This window comes from Rhodospirillum centenum SW, assembly GCF_000016185.1.
GTDB classification, from domain to species: Bacteria; Pseudomonadota; Alphaproteobacteria; order Azospirillales; family Azospirillaceae; genus Rhodocista; species Rhodocista centena.
This window is the reverse complement of record NC_011420.2, coordinates 1,732,576-1,751,420: the sequence shown is the minus strand read 5'-3', so window position 1 is coordinate 1,751,420 and position 18,845 is coordinate 1,732,576. Positions and strand designations below refer to the sequence as shown.

The 18,845-nt window shown below is 69.1% G+C and carries 14 protein-coding genes; 8 read left to right on the top strand and 6 right to left on the bottom strand.

Annotated features, from left to right (window positions below):
• Window position 1 precedes the first annotated feature (1 nt).
• From RC1_RS22110 to pgmG, 4 genes are all read left to right on the top strand, one after another.
• Window positions 2-751: a DnaJ domain-containing protein gene (locus RC1_RS22110; protein WP_012566883.1), complete on the top strand. Its 750-nt coding sequence runs from the start codon at window positions 2-4 to the stop codon at window positions 749-751.
• Window positions 752-899: 148 nt separating this feature from the next.
• Entirely contained in the window at window positions 900-1,772 is an 873-nt protein-coding gene (gene galU, locus RC1_RS08145; RefSeq protein ID WP_012566882.1) for a UTP--glucose-1-phosphate uridylyltransferase GalU, read from the top strand.
• Between the two features lie 71 nt (window positions 1,773-1,843).
• Window positions 1,844-3,187 carry a UDP-glucose dehydrogenase family protein gene (locus RC1_RS08140; RefSeq protein WP_012566881.1) on the top strand — a complete coding sequence of 448 codons (1,344 nt, stop codon included), beginning with the start codon at window positions 1,844-1,846 and terminating at the stop codon, window positions 3,185-3,187.
• 17 nt (window positions 3,188-3,204) lie between these two features.
• Complete coding sequence (pgmG, locus tag RC1_RS08135; protein ID WP_012566880.1) at window positions 3,205-4,587, top strand: phosphoglucomutase/phosphomannomutase PgmG; 1,383 nt, start codon at window positions 3,205-3,207, stop codon at window positions 4,585-4,587.
• Between the two features lie 86 nt (window positions 4,588-4,673).
• Here pgmG and RC1_RS08130 read toward each other — a convergent pair whose 3' ends face one another.
• Both RC1_RS08130 and RC1_RS08125 read right to left on the bottom strand, forming a co-directional pair.
• Complete coding sequence (locus RC1_RS08130; protein WP_012566879.1) at window positions 4,674-5,597, bottom strand: CPBP family intramembrane glutamic endopeptidase; 924 nt, start codon at window positions 5,595-5,597, stop codon at window positions 4,674-4,676.
• Window positions 5,598-5,676: 79 nt separating this feature from the next.
• Window positions 5,677-6,990, bottom strand: coding sequence for a D-alanyl-D-alanine carboxypeptidase (locus RC1_RS08125; protein WP_234703849.1), 1,314 nt, complete (start codon window positions 6,988-6,990; stop codon window positions 5,677-5,679).
• A 214-nt stretch (window positions 6,991-7,204) separates the two neighbouring features.
• Between RC1_RS08125 and RC1_RS20030 the strand changes: the two genes are divergently transcribed.
• Complete coding sequence (locus RC1_RS20030; RefSeq protein WP_148213417.1) at window positions 7,205-7,906, top strand: hypothetical protein; 702 nt, start codon at window positions 7,205-7,207, stop codon at window positions 7,904-7,906.
• Here RC1_RS20030 and RC1_RS08115 read toward each other — a convergent pair.
• Window positions 7,827-8,615 (bottom strand): proteasome-type protease, encoded by a 789-nt coding sequence (locus RC1_RS08115; protein WP_012566877.1) that lies wholly within the window; start codon window positions 8,613-8,615, stop codon window positions 7,827-7,829. The genes RC1_RS20030 and RC1_RS08115 overlap by 80 nt on opposite strands.
• Window positions 8,616-8,986: 371 nt before the next feature.
• Between RC1_RS08115 and RC1_RS08110 the strand changes: the two genes are divergently transcribed.
• The 3 genes from RC1_RS08110 (at window position 8,987) to clpA (ending at window position 12,382) form a co-directional block, all read left to right on the top strand.
• Window positions 8,987-9,502 carry a phasin family protein gene (locus tag RC1_RS08110; protein ID WP_012566876.1) on the top strand — a complete coding sequence of 172 codons (516 nt, stop codon included), beginning with the start codon at window positions 8,987-8,989 and terminating at the stop codon, window positions 9,500-9,502.
• Between the two features lie 249 nt (window positions 9,503-9,751).
• The gene (clpS, locus tag RC1_RS08105; RefSeq protein WP_012566875.1) at window positions 9,752-10,078 is read left to right on the top strand and encodes an ATP-dependent Clp protease adapter ClpS; all 327 of its coding nucleotides are present in this window, start codon (window positions 9,752-9,754) and stop codon (window positions 10,076-10,078) included.
• A gap of 6 nt (window positions 10,079-10,084) precedes the next feature.
• Window positions 10,085-12,382: an ATP-dependent Clp protease ATP-binding subunit ClpA gene (gene clpA / locus RC1_RS08100; protein ID WP_012566874.1), complete on the top strand. Its 2,298-nt coding sequence runs from the start codon at window positions 10,085-10,087 to the stop codon at window positions 12,380-12,382.
• Window positions 12,383-12,518: 136 nt separating this feature from the next.
• On the opposite strand, the gene RC1_RS20730 is transcribed toward clpA, so the two are convergent.
• The 3 genes from RC1_RS20730 to RC1_RS08080 all read right to left on the bottom strand — a co-directional run bounded on the left by RC1_RS20730 (window position 12,519) and on the right by RC1_RS08080 (window position 18,822).
• Window positions 12,519-13,585, bottom strand: a protein-coding gene (locus tag RC1_RS20730) for an IS630 family transposase (protein WP_085978996.1) whose coding sequence is annotated in 2 segments (ribosomal slippage) — window positions 12,519-13,097 and window positions 13,100-13,585 — 1,065 coding nt in all. Because the reading frame shifts where the segments join, the coding sequence is not laid out codon by codon here.
• 124 nt (window positions 13,586-13,709) lie between these two features.
• A complete protein-coding gene (locus RC1_RS08085; protein ID WP_012566871.1) occupies window positions 13,710-15,002 on the bottom strand; it encodes a TCR/Tet family MFS transporter in 1,293 nt (430 codons plus the stop codon).
• A gap of 184 nt (window positions 15,003-15,186) precedes the next feature.
• Window positions 15,187-18,822 (bottom strand): M1 family aminopeptidase, encoded by a 3,636-nt coding sequence (locus RC1_RS08080; protein WP_012566870.1) that lies wholly within the window; start codon window positions 18,820-18,822, stop codon window positions 15,187-15,189.
• Window positions 18,823-18,845: the final 23 nt, after the last annotated feature.

Below are 18,845 nucleotides of genomic sequence, written 5' to 3'. Positions count from 1 at the left end.
GATGGCGTATCTTCTTCTCGGCACCGGCCTTCTCCTCGGCCTCTATCTCCTGGTCCGCGGCCTCGCCACGGCCGATCCGCACCGGCTCGCCGCAGTGCTGCGCTGGACGGCCGTCGCGGTCGGCGTCGGGGTGGTCATGCTGCTGCTGGTCAGCGGCCGCTTCGTCCAGGTGCTCTACGCCCTGCCGCTGCTCCTGCCCTTCTTCCTGCGCTGGCGGGGGCTGCTGGCGCGGGCGAAGGCGGCGCTGGGGCCGACGCCGGGCCAGTCCAGCACGATCGAGACCGCCGGCCTGCGCATGTGGCTCGACCATGACAGCGGTCAGATGGACGGGGAGGTCCGGGCGGGTGCCGCGGCCGGGCGCGTCCTGTCGCAGATGTCGCAGGCCGAGCTGGCGGACCTGCTGGAGGAGCTGCGCGCCCACGATCCCCAGTCCGTGCCGCTGCTGGAAGCCTATCTGGACCGCGCCCATCCAGACTGGCGCGGGGAGGGGGCGGAGTCGGCCGGGGCGGGCCAGGGGGGCGCAGGGCAGGGTGGCGCAGGCGCTGCCCGCGGCGGGTCCGGCGGCATGACGCGGGACGAGGCGTGGCAGGTCCTGGGCCTGGAGCCAGGGGCGGACGAGGCCGCCGTGAAGGAGGCGCACCGTCGCCTCATGCTGAAGAACCACCCCGATCAGGGGGGCTCCACCTACATTGCCGCCAGGATCAACCAGGCGAAGGACATCCTCCTGGGCAGGGCGCGGGCCGGTTCCTAGACTTCCGTTCCGGTCCGCCCGCGATCCGGCTCAGTTGCCAGTGCGTTTAGGGCTGTGGCACAAGAAGGGCGGCCGGACGGTCCGCCCGTGCCCCGCTCTGCGAGTTCCCCAACTTCATGTTTCCGCCACGGAAATACCAGGGATCGTGATGTCCAGACCTGTGCGCAAGGCCGTCTTCCCGGTCGCGGGCCTCGGGACCCGCTTCCTTCCCGCGACCAAGGCCATTCCCAAGGAGATGCTGCCGCTCGCGGACAAGCCTCTGATCCAGCATGCGGTGGATGAGGCGAAGGCAGCCGGGATCGAGATGTTCTGCTTCGTCACCAGCCGCGGCAAGAGCCCGCTGGAAGACCATTTCGACCTCAACTTCGAGCTGAACGAGACGCTGCGCAGCCGCGGCAAGACCGACCTGCTGAAGATCGTCGAGGACATCCAGATCGAATCCGGCAACCTGTCCTATGTGCGTCAGGCGCAGCCTCTGGGGCTGGGCCACGCCGTCTGGTGTGCGCGGGAGTTCATCGGCAACGAGCCGTTCGCCGTGCTGCTGCCCGACGAGCAGGTGCTGGGCGAGCGTCCCTGCCTCGTGCAGATGATGGACGCCTACCGCGAGGTCGGCGGGAACCTGCTGTCCGTCTTCGAGGTCCCGCGCGAGCAGACGAACAAGTACGGCATCCTGGACGTGGACGGCGATGCCTCCGGCCGCACCATCAAGGTGAAGGGGCTGGTGGAGAAGCCGGACCCGTCGGTGGCGCCGTCCAACCTCTCGATCCAGGGCCGCTACATCCTCCAGCCGGAGATCTTCGACCACCTGTCGCGCTTCGAGAAGGGGGCGGGCGGGGAGATCCAGCTCACCGACGCGATGGCCCGGCTGATCGGCCGCCAGCCCTTCCACGGCTTCCGTTTCGAGGGCCGGCGCTTCGACTGCGGCGACAAGCTGGGCTTCGTGCTGGCCAACGTGGCCTATGCGCTGGAACGGCCGGACATGGCCGCGAAGGTCCGCGCCGCCCTCAAGGAGATGCTGTGACGGATCCCGTCGCCCCGGCCCCGGACCGGGGCAGGGGTGTCCGGTCCGGGTTCAGGCGATAAGGAGTCCCCATGCGCATTGCCATGATCGGGACAGGCTATGTCGGCCTTGTCTCCGGCGCGTGTTTCTCGGAGTTCGGCGTCGATACCGTCTGCGTCGACAAGGACCAGTCCAAGATCGAGCGGCTGAAGCGCGGCGAAATCCCGATCTACGAGCCCGGGCTCGACGATCTGGTGGCGAAGAACGCCAAGGCCGGCCGGCTCTCCTTCACCACCGATCTGGCCGAGGGCGTGCGCGGCGCGGACGCCGTGTTCATCGCCGTCGGCACCCCCTCGCGCCGCGGTGACGGCCATGCCGACCTGTCCTACGTCTATGCCGCGGCGGAAGAGATCGCCCGCGCCCTGGACCCGGACAGCTATACCGTCATCGTCACGAAATCGACCGTGCCCGTCGGCACCGGGCGGGAGGTGGCGCGGATCGTCCGCCGCACCCGGCCGGAGGCGGACTTCGATGTCTGCTCCAATCCCGAGTTCCTGCGCGAAGGCTCCGCCATCGGCGACTTCCTGCGCCCCGACCGGGTGGTGATCGGCACCGACAGCGACCGGGCGCGGGCGGTGATGCGGGGGCTCTACCGGCCGCTCTACCTGATCGAGACGCCGATCGTCATGACCAGCCTGGAGACGGCGGAGCTGATCAAGTACGCGGCGAACACCTTCCTCGCCACCAAGATCACCTTCATCAACGAGATCGCCGACCTCTGCGAGCGCGTCGGCGCGGATGTCCACGACGTCGCCAAGGGCATCGGGCTGGACGGCCGCATCGGGAAGAAGTTCCTGCACCCAGGCCCGGGCTACGGCGGCTCCTGCTTCCCCAAGGACACGCTGGCCCTGGTCCGCACCGCCGCCGACGCCGGGTCGCCCCTGCGCATCGTCGAGACGGTGGTGGACGTCAACGACCGGCGCAAGAAGGCCATGGCGGACCGCGTCGTCGCCGCCTGCGGCGGTTCCGTCGAGGGGCGGCGGATCGGCGTGCTGGGCGTGACCTTCAAGCCCAACACCGACGACATGCGCGACGCGCCCTCGCTGGACATCATTCCGGCGTTGCAGGCCGCCGGGGCCGCGGTCCACGCCTTCGACCCCGCCGGCATGCACGAGGCGGCACGGATGCTGCCCGACGTGACCTGGTGCCCCGACGCCTACGCCGCCCTGGACGGGGCGGACTGCGCCGTCATCATCACCGAATGGAACGAGTTCCGTGCGCTCGACCTGCGCCGCGTGCGCGAGGTGATGAAGGCCCCGGTGATGGTCGATCTGCGCAACGTCTACACGGCCGAGGACATGGAAATGGCCGGCTTCGACTACCATTCCATCGGCCGTCCCTCCCTTCTCAAGAAGCCCGCCCGCGAGCAGGCGTGATCTGAACAGGTGCCGACATGAGTCTTGCCTATCAGTTCCATCCCACCGTCCTGCGCGAATACGACATCCGCGGGATCATCGGCAAAACCCTCGGGCCCGACGACGCCCGCGCCATCGGCCGCGCCTTCGGCAGCATGGTCGCCCGCAGCGGCGGCAAGCGCGTCGCCGTCGGCTATGACGGGCGGCTCTCCTCACCGGGGCTGGAAGCGGCCCTGGTCGAGGGGCTGACCTCCACCGGCCTGCACGTCGTCCGCATCGGCCTCGGCCCGACGCCGATGCTCTACTTCGCCACCCGGCATCTGCCGGCCGACGCCGGCATCATGATCACCGGCTCGCACAACCCGCCGGACTACAACGGCTTCAAGATGATGCTGGGCAAGGCCCCGGTCTTCGGCGAGACGATCCTGGAGATCGGCCGGATCGCCGCCGCCGGGGACTTCGTGACCGGCGAGGGCAGTGCCGAGACGGTGGACATCCGCGATGTCTATGTGGACCGGCTGCTCCAGGACTATGACGGCACGACGCCGCTGAAGGTCGTCTGGGACGCCGGCAACGGCGCCACCGGCGACATCCTGCGCCGGCTGGTTAAGAAGCTGCCGGGCGAGCACGTCACCCTCTTCGACGACATCGACGGCACCTTCCCGAACCACCATCCGGACCCGACGGTGCCGGAGAATCTGGAAGACATCACCGAGCGCCTGCACGCCGAAAAGGCGGCGATCGGCATCGCCTTCGACGGCGACGGCGACCGCATCGGCGCCATCGACGAGAAGGGCCGCATCGTCTGGGGCGACCAGCTCATCGCCATCTACGCCGCCGACGTGCTGAAGACGCATCCCGGCGCCACCATCATCGCCGACGTCAAGGCCAGCCAGACCCTGTTCGACGAGATCGCGCGCCTGGGCGGCCATCCGCTGATGTGGAAGACCGGCCACTCGCTGCTGAAGGCCAAGATGGCGGAGACGGGCAGCCCGCTGGCGGGCGAGATGTCCGGCCACATCTTCTTCGCCGACAAGTACTACGGCTTCGACGACGCGCTCTACTGCGCCGTCCGCCTGATCGGGCTGGTCAGCCGCACGGGCCCGCTCTCGGCCCTGCGCGACCGGCTGCCGGCCGTGCTGAACACGCCGGAGGTCCGCTTCCAGGTGGACGAGGAGCGCAAGTTCGCCTCCGTCCGCGAGATCCAGGAGCGGGTGCGCGCCTCCGGTGCCCAGGTCAACGACATCGACGGCGTGCGCGTGACGACGCCGGACGGCTGGTGGCTGCTGCGCGCCTCCAACACCCAGGACGTGCTGGTCGCCCGCGCCGAGGCGTACAGCGCCGAGGGGCTGGAGCGGCTGAAGGCGTCGATCCGGGAGCAGCTCAAGCTCAGCGGCATCGCCGCGCCGGAGGGGTTCTGACCCCTCCGCCTCCGGCAGGGTGAAGTTCTGGAACGGGGCGCCGCCGCAAGGGGCGCCCCGTTCGCCTGTCGGGAGGGCGGTGGGCGTTATGCCCGCCGCTTGCGCACCCAGCCCAGCCGGAAGCCGATGAAGAGATAGGCGGCCATGACGACGGCCAGCGACACGAGATCGGGCCAGCCGATCGTCAGGTCCGCCGTCTGCGCCAGCGCCGGCTTGTCCGGGGCGATGCTGCCGACCAGCAGGATCGCCATCGTGTTCTGGGCGAAATGGATGCCGACCGCGGCCTCGATCCGGTCGGCCACCACCGTCACCGCCGCCAGGAACAGCCCCAGCACGACGAACAGCGGATAGGCCAGCAGGCCGTGCTGGGCATCCGCCCCCAGATGCCCCAGGGCGAACAGCAGGGCCGGTGGCAGCGCCGCCCAGAGGGGGCGCAGCAGCAGCCGGGTGCCCTGGAACAGGTAGCCGCGGAACAGCAGTTCCTCCGCCGACACCTGCAGGAGGATCACGGGCAGCAGCACGGCCGCATAGAGCGCCAGCCGCAGCGGCTCCACCCCCGTCAGTCCCAGCGCATCCTGCGTCCCCAGCGCCGTTTCCAGTGGCATCCGGACCAGGGATTCGGCAACCGCCAGCCCGACCCAGAGCAGGGCGGAACGGCCCGCCATGCCCCAGTCGAGGCCGCGCCGGGCGCCGGGCGCGATCAGGTCCCGGAAGGGGCGCCGGTGCAGCCAGGGCAGCACGACGGCCAGGAAGGGCACCAGCGTGCCCAGGCTCAGCAGCAGCGGCAGCACGCCGGTGAGATCGCCCACCAGGGTGGCCGCGGTGCCGGGCGTCATGCTCTCTGCCAGCCGGTGCAGGGCAGGATCGAGCAGAAGCAGCATCACCGCCGTCGCCGCCAGCAGCCAGAGCACGGCCAGCAGCAGGCCCACCGGATAGCGCCAGAAGCGGTCGCCGGCGGCGACCGCCATGTCGGCATAGCCGGGCGTGCCCGGACCGGCCGGCGGCAGCACGGAACCGGGGCTGGCCTCCCCAGCGGGTCGTGGCGGGTTCATCGGGCCGGCGGAACGGGAGCGGGGGTGCCGCCGGGGGTCACAGGCCCTGCTGCGGCGGCACGGTCAGGCAGCCCTGGCCGGCCTTGGCAAGCTGGGCGCAGGCCCGGCGGGCGGTCTTTTCGTCCAGCCCCATCAACCGGGCACGGTACAGGCTGCCCTTGCCGGTACTGACCTCCATGACGTGCGGGATGGCGCGGTCCAGCAGGGCTGGGGCGCGCTGCGTGGCATTGGCGACGGCACGCTGGCTGGCACTGCGGTCATTGAAGGCACCGACCTGGATGCCCCAGCCGCCGGGTGCCTTCTTCGCTGCCGGAGCGGCCGGTGCGGCGATGGCGGAGCTGACCAGTTGCAGGTCGCCGGCACTGCGGGCCACGGCTTCTGCCGCGTTCGCCATGGCGGTGACGACCGAGCCGCTCTCGTCCGGCTTGCGGCCGGGCGTGGGGCTGGCCGGGGTCCGGCGCGACGCCTTTCCGGGGGCCTGCACCCGCTCGGCCGAGGCGACCAGCATCGGCGTCGCGCGGCCCTCGAAGGCCTTGTCCAGCAGGTCGGCCATGTGGTTGTCACGCCAGACGGCCGTCTCGCCGCCGAAGACGACGCCGATCAGGCGGCGCCCGTCGCGCACGGCCGAGGCCGCGAGATTGAAGCCCGAGGCGCGGATGAAGCCGGTCTTCAGCCCGTCCATCCCGCGGTAGCGCGCCATCAGCCGGTTATGGTTGCCGTGGGTGACGCCCTTGTAGGTGAACTGGCGGGTGCTGAAGTACGGATAGTACTTCGCATGGTCCTGGATCAGCGCCTGCGCCAGCCGTGCCATGTCCCGCGCGGTGGAGAGCTGGCCGGCATTGGGCAGGCCCGAGGCGTTGCGGAAGGTGGTGCGGCGCATGCCCAGCGCCCGCGCCCGGTCCGTCATCATGCGGGCGAATTCGGTCTCCGTCCCGCCGATCGCCTCGGCCAGCACGACGGCGCAGTCGTTGGCCGACTTGGTGACCAGGGACAGGATGCAGTCCTCGGTGCGGATGGTCTCGCCCGGCTTCAGCCCCAGCTTCGACGGCGCCATGCCGGCGGCACGGGACGACACCTTCAGCCGCTGGTCCAGCGTCAGCTTGCGCGCGTCGAGCGCGTCGAAGGTCATGTAGAGAGTCATCATCTTCGTCATCGAGGCGGGAAAGTTCCGCGTGTCGGCGCTGGCCGCATGCAGAATCTCGCCGGTTTCGGCGTCGATGACGATGGAGGCGTACTTGGCCAGGGCCGTGCCGGGGGCCGCGAGCAGGAGCGCCAGAAGGGGAAGCAGCAGGAACAGCCGCCCCAATCGGACCGTTGCCGCCAACGGTCGGTTCTCGCTCGTCGTCGTCACGATGGAATGCCCCCTCGCCGAAGCCGCCCCCAACCTTTGTCGGTCAGGGTAAATGCGAAGCAAATCAGTGTCTACCAGAGATTCGTTGAGAGCGGGTTTCGACTTCGGTCACATTTCCGCCCTCCACTGTGACATCCGCATGTACCATCCCGGGCCGCTGCCGGCCTGTGACAAGCACCTCGCCGTCTGCGGCCGGCGTTCCCATGTTGTCCCCATGCGACAGTCCCAGACGTCCGCGGTTCTGGCGGTCCTGCTGGCCGCATCGCTGGCGGGGTGCGGTACCGCAGCCGCTCCGCCGTCCCCGGCCCGGCCGCCTGCCGGGCTGACCTGGGGCGGCTACCTGCATGGCGAGGATCTGCGGCAGGACTGCCGCGCCGGCACGACGGACCGTTACCGCATGGTCTTCAACGCTGCCCGTCCGGGCGAGCCGGTGCGGGTCTTCGATCTGGCCGGGCTGCCGGAGGCGGGCGGCGTCTTCGAGGCGCGGGAGCTGGCCGTGCCCAGCGTCGCCGCCATCGGGCCGGGCGATCCCTTCACCGCGGCCGGGGGCGATGTCCACCGGCTGGACCTGACGGCGGAGCAGTTCCAGGCGGTGGTGCTGCGCCTCGCCCTCGGCGGGGCCTTCCGCGGCGAGGCGTCCCACCTCGACCTCAGCGCCAGCAGGCTGCGCTGGTTCGCCACCGGCTGCCACGGGGGGTTCTACTTCCTGGCGGCCTACACCACCGGGCCGGGGCAGGCGGACGAGGTGGGCTTCCGTCCCGGTGCGGGCTTCCGTCCCGGTGTGGGCTTCCGTCCGGGGGCCGTCCTCCGCTCCGGCGGTCCGGCCCGGGCCGCCGTCAGGACGGGCCGGTCCCCGTTTCCGGCAGCAGCCGGTCCACCCAGGGCGTGTCCGGCAGGGCGTTGGCCAGATCGGTGATGTGCCGGTTCCACCAGTGCCGCTGTTCGATCAGGTCATCATAGTCGAACTGCGCCTCGCGCCAGCGCCGGTCGCGGGCGTGCAGGGTGACCAGATCGACCGGATAGCCCACGTCGGCCGAGCTGAAGCGGCTGCTGTCGAAGGACAGGTAGGCGATCTTCAGTGCCGTCGCCATCGGCGTGTCGGTGCGCAGCGCCCGGTCCAGGATCGGCTTGCCGTAGGTGGTGGCGCCGATGCTGAGATAGGGGGTGCGCTCGTCCACCTCGATCCAGTTCCCCTCGGGATAGACCAGGTACATGGTCGGCTCGGCATCGTCGCGCAGCCGGCCGCCGATGATGGCGTGCAGGTTGAAGGCCAGCTTGGACTCCTCCAGGCTGGCCTTGTCCTCCTTCGCCACGGCGCGCAGGCAGGTGGTGAAGGCGCCCACCGCCTCCAGCATCGTCGTCAGCGGGCGCGCGCCCGGCCGGGCCATGTCGCGGCGGAGATAGGCCAGGGTCTTGTCGCGCACGCTGCGCAGGCCCGAGGTCATGACGAAGAAGCGATGGTCGCCGTCGCCCACCATCCTGTCGCCCACCATCCTGTCGCCCGCCATGCCGTCACCCATCATGACGATCTTGCGGGCGGCCGAGACCTGCGTGCCGCTGGTGATGCGCCCGTCGGACAGGCCGATCAGCCCGTCGCGGATCTTGATGCCGAGGCAGTAGGTCATGGCTGGGGCCGGTCGTTCCGCACGGCGGACATCCTGTCACGCCTCCGTCCGGCTGTCACGCCTCCGTCCGGGGCTCAAGCAGCCACTCTCCCCATAAGGGTATATTGCATTGCACAAAAACCTGGTTGACCATGCCTGCGGATCGCCGATATAAGGGTTGTGCTGCACTGCAACATGATCCCGCCCGGTCCCGTGTCCGCCACGGTCCGGCCCGCCCTGGTTCCGCCCGGCGCTGTCCGGGCCGGCGCCTCCGGCCTGGGGTCCGACGCGCAGTCGGCACGCTGCCGGCCGGCGGAACCGCCGCGGCCGGCAGGACGCAACCAGGGGACCCCGGGGCCCGCGACGGGACCGGCGTCCGGAGGAGATCAGCGATGACGACGCGCACGAGGAAGGCCGCCGACGCGGCTGTGGAGCAGACCACCGGCACCACTGAAGCAACCGCGCAGGGCATGCAGGACGCCGCGACCCGGAAGGTCGAAGAGGCCCTGACCTACACCAAGGGGCAGGTCGAGAAGGCCACCCGTCAGGCGTTCCAGGTCTATGACGACGCCGCCGGCTTCCAGAAGGACAACATCGACGCGCTGATGCGGTCCGGCACCATCATGGCCCGCGGCTTCGAGAACCTGTCCAAGGCCATGCTCGCCTTCACCCAGACCCAGGTGGAGCAGAACGTCTCCGCCGCCAAGGCCATGCTGGGGGTGAAGACCCTGCGCGAGCTGGTCGATCTCCAGACCGAATTCGCCCGCGCCAGCTTCGACAGCCTGATCGCCGAGGCGACGAAGGTCTCCGAGATGTCGGTGAAGGTGACGAACGAGGCGCTGGAGCCGCTCTCCGCCCGCGTCAACGCCGCGGTGGAGCAGATGGCGAAGCCCAAGCTCGCCGCCTGACCGCCGGACGGCGTGACATCTGCGGGACGGTGCGCCGTGCCGCCTCCAGGGAAACCCGGCGGCAATCAACCGCCGGGTTTTCTGTTTCCGGGTCCGGGGCGGGTGTCCGGACGGACGGCCCGGGGCTGTCCGTAAGGATATTGCAAGGGTTGTCCGGTCTGCGGCGCAAGTCGCCCCTTCCAACCGGCGCCTCGGATTTCATATGATTGGACGTAGGAAGACCGTTCGTGACCGCGACCCCAGAAAGCCATGGCCGACAGTGACAAGCACGGGGACGAGGGACCTTCGACGGGTGTGGTCGTCAAGGCCAAGCCCAAGACCAAGAAGCCCTCGATGTACAAGGTTCTGATGTTGAACGACGACTACACCCCGATGGAGTTCGTCGTTCACGTTCTGGAGCGTTTTTTCAACAAGAACCGGGAGGAGGCCACGCGGATCATGCTGCACGTCCACCGCCGTGGCGTGGGGGTCTGCGGTGTCTTCACCTACGAGGTGGCGGAAACGAAGGTCACGCAGGTGATGGATTTCGCCCGCCAGCATCAGCACCCTCTGCAATGCACCCTGGAGAAGGATTAGCCCGGAATGCTGTCGCGTAACCTCGAGCAGACGCTCCACCGAGCCCTGGCCTTCGCCAATGAGCGCCGCCACGAGTACGCCACCCTCGAACATCTCCTCCTTGCCCTGACAGAAGATCAGGACGCGGTCGCCGTCCTGCGCGCCTGCGGCGTGGACATGCAGAAGATCCGCGCCGACCTTGTCGAATATCTCGACAACGAACTCTCCAACCTGATCACCAACCGTCCGGATGACGCCAAACCGACCGCAGGCTTCCAGCGCGTCCTGCAACGGGCGGCGATCCACGTCCAGAGTTCCGGCCGTGAAGAGGTGACGGGAGCCAATGTGCTGGTTGCCTTGTTCTCCGAGCGCGAGAGCCACGCGGTCTATTTCCTGCAGGAGCAGGAGATGACCCGGTTCGACGCGGTGAATTACATCTCTCACGGCATCGCCAAGGCTCCCGGCCGCTCCGAAACGAAGCGCGCCTCGGGGGCGGACGATGACGCCCAGGCGGAGAAGGTCGTGAAGAAAGGCACCGAGGCCCTCGAAGCGTACTGCGTCAACCTCAACAAGAAGGCGGCCAGCGGCAAGATCGACCCGCTGATCGGCCGGGAGCAGGAGGTGGAGCGGACCATCCAGATCCTCTGCCGCCGCTCCAAGAACAATCCGCTCTATGTCGGCGATCCCGGCGTGGGCAAGACCGCCATCGCCGAGGGTCTGGCCCGCCGCATCGTCCATGGCGAGGTGCCGGAGATCCTGAAGAATGCCACCATCTTCGCGCTCGACATGGGCGCGCTGCTGGCCGGCACCCGCTACCGCGGCGACTTCGAGGAGCGGCTGAAGAGCGTCATCTCTGAGCTGGAGGCGCTGGAAGGCTCGATCCTCTTCATCGACGAGATCCATACGGTGATCGGCGCCGGCGCCACCTCCGGCGGGGCGATGGACGCCTCGAACCTGCTGAAGCCGGCCCTGGCCAGCGGCGCGCTGCGCTGCATCGGCTCGACCACCTACAAGGAATACCGCAACTACTTCGAGAAGGACCGGGCGCTGGTCCGCCGCTTCCAGAAGATCGATGTCAACGAGCCGTCGATCGACGACGCGGTGAAGATCCTGGAAGGGATCAAGCCCTACTACGAGAAGTACCACCGCGTCCGCTACACGCGCGACGCCATCCGCTCGGCGGTGGAGCTGTCGGCCAAGTACATCGGGGACCGCAAGCTGCCCGACAAGGCGATCGACGTGATCGACGAGGTCGGCGCCGCCCAGGCCCTGGTGCCGGAGTCCAGGCGGAAGAAGACCATCACCCAGAAGGATGTGGAGGCCGTGGTCGCCAAGATCGCGCGCATCCCGCCCAAGTCGGTCAGCCGCGACGACAAGGAGGTGTTGCAGAACCTGGAGCGCGACCTGAAGACCATGGTCTTCGGCCAGGACCAGGCGATCGACACCCTCGTCTCCGCCATCAAGCTGGCCCGTGCCGGCCTGCGCGATGCGGAGAAGCCGATCGGCAACTATCTCTTCTCCGGCCCGACCGGCGTCGGCAAGACCGAGGTGGCGAAGCAGCTCGCCCGCACCCTGGGCATCGAGCTGACCCGCTTCGACATGTCGGAATACATGGAGCGGCACACGGTCAGCCGTCTGATCGGCGCCCCGCCGGGCTATGTCGGCTTCGACCAGGGCGGCCTGCTGACGGACGCCGTGGACCAGCACCCGCACTGCGTCCTGCTGCTGGACGAGATCGAGAAGGCCCATCCGGACCTGTACAACATCCTGTTGCAGGTCATGGACCACGGCAAGCTGACCGACCATAACGGCAAGACGGTCGATTTCCGCAACGTCATCCTGATCATGACCACCAATGCCGGCGCCGCCGACATGGCCAAGGCCGCCATCGGCTTCGGCCGCGAGGTCCGGGTCGGGGAGGACGAGGAAGCGATCAAGAAGATGTTCACGCCGGAATTCCGCAACCGGCTTGACGCCATCGTCGCCTTCGCCGGCCTGACCCAGGAGACGGTCGCCCGCGTCGTGGACAAGTTCGTGATGGAGCTGGAGGCCCAGCTCAGCGACCGCGGTGTCACCATCGAGCTGTCGGACGAGGCGCGCGACTGGCTGGCCCGCAAGGGCTACGACCCGGTGATGGGCGCCCGCCCGCTGGCCCGCACCATCCAGGAGCACGTCAAGAAGCCGCTGGCCGAGGAACTGCTGTTCGGCCGCCTCGCCAAGGGCGGTGGGGTGAAGGTGGTGGTGAAGGACGACAAGCTCGACTTCACCTACATCGAGCCCAAGCCCGGCCGGGAGGAGGAGAAGGTCCCCGAAATGGTCGAGTGACGCGCGTCACCAGGACCGCCTTCACGACAGGCCCCGGGAGCGATCCCGGGGCCTGTTCTGTTCGATCAACCGGAATCCCGGCAGGCCCGGCCCCCCCTTGGCATAAGGCGGGGCTGACGGTTTCATACCGCCGCGCCTAAGCATTGACACATGGGAGCCACGGATAGCTGGTGAGGGAGCGTAGACGTTCTGGTGTGGCGGTGAGGGCGTTCCAGGCGTCGCAGCAGGCTTGGACGACGGCGTCGTAGTCGTCCAGGATCTGGTGGGACAGAAAGCGCTCGCGCAGGTACAGCCAGACGCGCTCGACCGGGTTGAGTTCGGGGCTGTAGGGCGGGAGCGGGACCAGCGTGATGTTGTCCGGGACGACCAGCGCCCGTGAGCCGTGCCAGCCGGCCTGATCGAGCACGAGCACCGCCTGGATGTCCGGTTCCAGGCTCCGGGAGAAGCCGTCCAGGAACAGGCTCATGACGGCAGTGGAGACGGTCGGCATCACCAGCGCGAAGTCGGCGCCGCTGGCCGGGCAGACGGCGGCGTAGAGCCAGGCCGAGGTGAAACGCTTGTCGCACAACCCGAGTGGGCGCTGCCCGCGCTCCCACCAGCGGTGTGCGGTGCGGCCCTTCTGGCCGATGCGGGCTTCGTCCTGGAACCAGAGTTGAAGGCGACGCTCCGGATGCGCGGTACCTGCGGCCTTCAGCGCTTCGCGCAGCCCCTTTTTTGGAAGGCGGCCTGGGCCTTGGCGTCGGACTGCGGGTGGCGGGGCCGCGTCTTCTGCTTCGACAGGTTGAGCCGGCGCACGATGCGCGAGAGGCTGGCCGGATGCAGCGTCTTGGCGAAGCGTTCGGCGATCACCTCGCACAGGATCGGCAGGGTCCATTCCACGCAGCCATGCCGCTTGGGATCGGGGCCGGCGAGGATGATGGCCTTGAGCGTCGCCTGCTCGCCTTCGCTCAGCCACTCCGGCCGGCCGGGCAGCGGGCGGTCGTAGAGCCCGGCTACGCCTTCCGCGTTGTAGCGCACAACCGCGTCGCGCAGGGCCTGGCGGTCCATGCCGGCCAGCCGCGCCGCTTCCGCCCGGCTCACCCCATCGAGCGCATGGGCGATGGCGAACATCCGCGCCGCCACCCGCCCTTTGCTCTCCCGACGCGCCAGGGCACGCAATTCGCTGGCGCTCAGGTCTTCCCGGATCGGCAACGCCGCTGGCATTCGCTCCTCCCCATCGCGATGGGGAATCGAATCACGGATTGCCGGCCTTGGGAATCCCTCTCAGTGAGTCAGCGGCTCCGCTCGCCGGTTTCACGCCCGATACCCGACGTCCGGTGCTTCCCCCTCACTCCCGCGCGGTTGCCGTGGCGGGCACCGCGTCGGGCACGGGCAGGGGGCCGCTCCCGCCGTCCCGGTCGTCCGCCGGCAGCCCGCCGCCGCGGCGCAGGGTGAGGGCGGCGATGCCCGCCGCGCTCACCAGCATGGCGGCGCCGAACAGGAACGGCATGCCGGGCAGGTGCAGCGGCGCCCCGGGGGCGGAGAAGACCGCCAGCAGGGTGCTGCCGATCATCGGTGCCACGATCATGGTCAGGCTGTTCAGGCTGGCCATGGCGCCCTGGATGGAGCCCTGTTCGTCGGCGCCGACGATGCGGCTGATGATGCCCTGCAGCGCCGGTCCGGCGATGCCGCCCAGCGCGCCCAGCGCGATCCCCGACAGGAACACCCAGCCCGCGGGCGCCAGGGCGTAGACGGCATAGGCCGCGGCGTTGGTCATCGCCCCGGCAATGAGCGCGCGCTTGTCGCCCAGCTTCGCCACCAGCGGCCCGACCAGCGCCCCCTGCACGAAGGCGGTCGCCAGCCCGACGGTCGTCAGCGACAGGCCGTTCTCGAAGCTGCCCCAGCCGAAGCGGGCCGTGGTGGAGAGCACCCAGACCGAGTGCAGCGCCCCGAAGGCCAGGAAGTTGCAGACGTTCGCTGCGGCCAGTCCCTTCACCACCGGATGCCGGGCCAGGGCCTTCAGCGACCCGGCCGGGTTGGCGCGCCGCCAGGAGAAGGCGCGGCGGTGCTCCGCCCGCAGCGACTCCGGCAGGACGAACAGGCCGTAGAGGAAGCTCAGGAAAGAAAGGCCCGCCGCCGCCAGGAAGGGCAGGCGTGGGTCGATCGAGCCCAGCAGACCGCCGGCCAGCGGCCCCAGCACGAAGCCGATGCCGAAGGCCGCTCCCAGCATGCCGAACGCCTTGGCCCGCTTCTCCGGCGGGGTCACGTCGGCGATGTAGGCGTTGCAGGTGGTGAAGCTGGCTGCCGTCACCCCGCTCAACAGGCGTCCGGCCAGCAGCCACCAGATGGTGGGGGAGAAGGCGACGATCAGATGGTCCACCGCCGTCCCGATGGCGGAGGCCAGCAGCACCGGCCGCCGCCCGAAACGGTCGCTCAGCGCCCCCAGCACCGGCGCGAACAGGAACTGCATGAGCGAAAAGCCGGCCAGCAGGATGCCGGTCCAGGTCGCCGCCACGTCCAGATCGCCGCCGACCAGCCGGCGCACCAGCTCCGGCATCACCGGGATGGCCAGGCCGAAGGCCAGCACGTCGAGCAGCAGGGTGACAAGGATGAAGGGGGCGGCGGCGCGGTGGGCGGACAAGGCGGGGTCGTCTCCAGGCCCCGGCCCCCCGATGCTGCTGGGAGAGGGGGAGGCCGGCAGGGGATGGCGGGTCGGGTTCCGGGCCGCACTCTACGCGACCCGGAGGCCCCCCGCATCCCCCGCCGCAGCGGGTCCCCTCAACGACTCATCCGCGCCCCCGGTCAGCGGCTCACCGGCCAGCGGCTCACCGGCTCACCGGCTGGGCGCCGCCACCGCCGCCCGCAGGCAGGGTGGCGGCCGGCGCATGGCGGGCCAGGTTGTCGTCGGAGTTGCGGTCGATCAGCTTGTTGTACGGATCGACGCCCACCGCCGCCGGCTCGCGGTCCACCACCAGCTCGATCACGGGATCGGCACTGTCGATCCGGTGCTTCTGGAGATAGATCACGTCGGCTGCGGAGAAGCCGGGGTCCGCCGGGTCCTTGGCGAACACACCGATGTCGATGCGGTCGTCCAGCGGCAGCGGCGTCTCTCGGCCCTCGCCATCGGCCTCCGCCTTGCCGGCGGCCAGCGTCAGCCGGACCTTGAACTTGCCGTCTGGGGTCCGCTCCACCGTGTGCGAGGCCACCTTCAGGTCGTAGAGCACGATCCGCTCGAACAGGTCGGTGATGAGCTGCTGGTGCTCCGGCCCCGCCTCCTCGCGCAGGATGCGCAGCAGGTCCAGGCTGGTCGGGTAGGGATCGGACCTGTAGCCGGTCTCCTTCACCAGCCGGGCCAGGGCGCGGTTCACCATGTCCTCCCCGATCTGGTCCTTCAGCGCGTACATCACCAGCGACCCCTTGCGGTAATGGATGTACTGCTGGTTCTCCACCCGGTAGATCGGCAGTTCCTCGCGCTCCTCGCCCCCGCGACCGCGCAGGTAGCGGTCAAGCTCGTACTTCAGGAAGCGGCGGATCTTGTCCGGTCCGTATTCCTTCTCCATGACCATCAGGGCGGAATACTGGGCCAGCGTCTCCGACAGCAGGGTCGATCCCTGCACGTCGCCGCCCATCACCTGGTGCGCCCACCACTGATGCGCCACCTCATGCGCCGTGACATAGAAGACATAGTCGATGTCCTCCGGATCGCGGTTGTCGGCGATGAAGCCGATGGACTCGGAATAGGGCACCGTGTTGGGGAAGGACTGGGCGAAGCTCTGGTAGGCCGGGAACTCCAGGATGCGGAGCTGCCGGTGCTGGTAGGGCGAGAAGGCGGCCGTGAAGTAGTCCAGCGACTTCTTCATCGCATCCAGCATGCGCGGCACGTTGTAGGCGTGCGGCGCATGGTAGTAGACGGACAGGTCCACGTCCTTCCATTTGTCCGTCGCCACCGTGTAGCGCGCCGACAGCCAGGAATAGAAGTTCAGGATCGGCGCATCCATCCTGTAATGGAAGTAGCGCCGGCCGTTCTCCATCCACTCCCGTTGCAGGTAGCCGGGGGCGATGGCGATCTGGTCCGGGCTGGTGGAGACGGTGGTCTCGAAACCGACCCAGTGGCTGTCCCGGCGCAGATAGTTGTGCCGCCGCGCCTCCTCGTCCTCCAGCTTCGCCATGCGGTCCAGCGGCTCCAGCCCGCGCTTGCGCCGCTCGTTGCGGTCCTTCAGCAGCATGTCGCGGGAGAAGCCGATGAAGGGCGCCACCTCCATGTTGTTCAGGAACGACCCGTTGTAGAGGATGCTGGTCACGTCCCCGTCGTTCTTGAAGCCCGGATTCTCCTGCCGCGTGGTGAAGGAAAGGTCCAGGGTCCCGCCGGGCTCCAGCGGCGTGTCCAGCGCGAAGATGAAGTAGTTGAAGTCGCGGTCCTCGTGCGTCGTCCGGGCGCCGGGGATGGCCTGGTCCACCACGTCCACATCGGGGCTGTAGAGGACATGGACCTCGCCCAGCGGCTGGCCGGTGCGGTTCTCCAGCACGTAGCGGCCGCGCGCCTCGTAGCGGCGGATCTCAGGATAGAGGTCGATATCGACCTTCACGTCGGTGATGATCGGCTGCGGCACGTCCTCGTACTGGCGGTAGGTCCGCTCGAACACCGCCTGCCGGTCGAGCTGCGCGTCGTTGGAGACGACCTCGTTCAGGACGTGCGTGTTGTAGGCGATCCAGCCGCCGGTCCCGACGAAGCCGGTCAGGCAGGCCGCCGCCAGCGTGGCGGAGGCGGGCGTCCAGCCGCGGCCCAGCCCCCTCAGCCGCTGCCCCAGCGGCGCCGGCACGGCCCCCGGCCAGAGCCGGTGGGCCAGCACCATCAGCAGCCCCGCGGCGAAGCCCCAGTACAGCATGAACCACAGCGCGGCCTTGGCGAAGTGGCCCCAGCCGTTCATGTCCGACAGCGGCACCGACGGCGTGCTGCCATAGATCAGCAGGTTGTCCGACAGCCCCATCTGGGCGGCGACGATGGTCAGCAGGAAGAAGCCGACCACCAGCAGCATGCCGACGAACTTGTTCGGCGACAGGGCCTGCACCAGGATCGACAGCACGCCGATGAACATCAGCGGCACGCCGAAGAAGAAGAAAAGCTGCCCGAGATACAGGTCCAGCTCGATGGCGGTGAAGCCGCGCAGGAGCTGGCTGACGATGCCGACCAGCGTCGCCACCGTGAACAGCGCGGCCACCACCACGGTCATCGCCGTCAGCTTGGACAGCACGAAGACCCAGCCCGGCACCGGGCAGGCGGTGACGATCTCATGCGTCTTCTGCTGCCGGTCACGCCAGACCAGTTCGGCCGAGTAGTAGACCAGCACGATCAGGGGCACGATGCTGAACGCCCCCATGATCAGGTTCGTCACCACCCGCGTCACCGGATAGACCTCGGTGCCGTAGAGCTGGTCCATCCCGATCAGGGCGCCGGTCGTGTTGAAGATGCCCAGGGCCAGGATCACCAGGAAGCCGGGGCTCTTCATCACGCCCACGGCCTCCAGCCGGGTGCGGGCGGCAAGCTGGCGCCACGCCGCGGCACCGGGAGCGGCACGGCGGGCTGCCGCCGGCGGACGACGGGCGGGAGCGACCGGGGCCGCTTCCGCCTTCTCTGCCAGCCGGCGCCGCCGGCCTTCGCTGCGCGGCTGCGTCCTGAAGCGGAACAGCGCCAGCGCGAGGCCGACCAGCACGACGGCGATGCCCAGCCAGAGCACCCGGTTCCAGAGCAGGAGCCCGTCGAACGGCACCAGCATCCCGTTGCGCTCGAACACCGTCCAGTAGCGCATCACCTGGCCGCTGGCGACGATGCCGAACGGGTCCAGCATGGCCTCCAGCGTCTGCGTCTCCGGCCCGTCGATGAGCTGGCGGGAGGTGACCCAGAGCACCAGCAGCGCGATCAGGCTGCTGTAGACGGCGAACTGGCTGCGCGTCGCGGCGGCCACGGCGAAGAACAGCCCGCTGGTCACCAGCAGGTTGGGCATCACCATCACGCCCAGGGCATAGAGATAGTCGCCGGGGCGGAACGGCCCCAGCGTCTCCGGGTCCAGCCACCACATGAAGCTGCCCAGGGCGGTGCCCAGGGGCGCTCCCAGGAAGCCCAGGATCACGGCGATGTAGGCGCCGGTGAAGCGCCCCATCAGGAAGGGCAGGGGCCGGAGCGGATAGGAATAGACGATGCCCGCCATCCCCGACTCCGGGTCGCGCAGGACCGTGCCGGGGATGATCGAGACGGGAATGAACATGCCGATCAGGCTCATGATCAGCATGGTCTGGACCACGGCGAAGGGCGAGTTGGCATGCGTGCCCCCGCCCGATCCGATCTGCACGTTGTCGATCACCATCGACAGGAAGGTCAGCAGGAAGAAGCTCAGGAAGCTGACCCAGAAGGCGGGCTGGCGGAGCTGGTAGCGCAGCTCGAAGGCGGCGATGCGGCCGAACATGGATGGACCCCCGGTGTCGGCTG

Coding starts and splice junctions, on each gene's coding strand:
- RC1_RS22110 (WP_012566883.1), top strand. CDS start 2: ATGGCGTATCTTCTTCTCGGCACCGGCCTTCTCCTCGGCCTCTATCTC.
- galU (WP_012566882.1), top strand. CDS start 900: ATGTCCAGACCTGTGCGCAAGGCCGTCTTCCCGGTCGCGGGCCTCGGG.
- RC1_RS08140 (WP_012566881.1), top strand. CDS start 1,844: ATGCGCATTGCCATGATCGGGACAGGCTATGTCGGCCTTGTCTCCGGC.
- pgmG (WP_012566880.1), top strand. CDS start 3,205: ATGAGTCTTGCCTATCAGTTCCATCCCACCGTCCTGCGCGAATACGAC.
- RC1_RS20030 (WP_148213417.1), top strand. CDS start 7,205: ATGCGACAGTCCCAGACGTCCGCGGTTCTGGCGGTCCTGCTGGCCGCA.
- RC1_RS08115 (WP_012566877.1), bottom strand. CDS start 8,615: ATGACCTACTGCCTCGGCATCAAGATCCGCGACGGGCTGATCGGCCTG.
- RC1_RS08110 (WP_012566876.1), top strand. CDS start 8,987: ATGACGACGCGCACGAGGAAGGCCGCCGACGCGGCTGTGGAGCAGACC.
- clpS (WP_012566875.1), top strand. CDS start 9,752: ATGGCCGACAGTGACAAGCACGGGGACGAGGGACCTTCGACGGGTGTG.
- clpA (WP_012566874.1), top strand. CDS start 10,085: ATGCTGTCGCGTAACCTCGAGCAGACGCTCCACCGAGCCCTGGCCTTC.
- RC1_RS08080 (WP_012566870.1), bottom strand. CDS start 18,822: ATGTTCGGCCGCATCGCCGCCTTCGAGCTGCGCTACCAGCTCCGCCAG.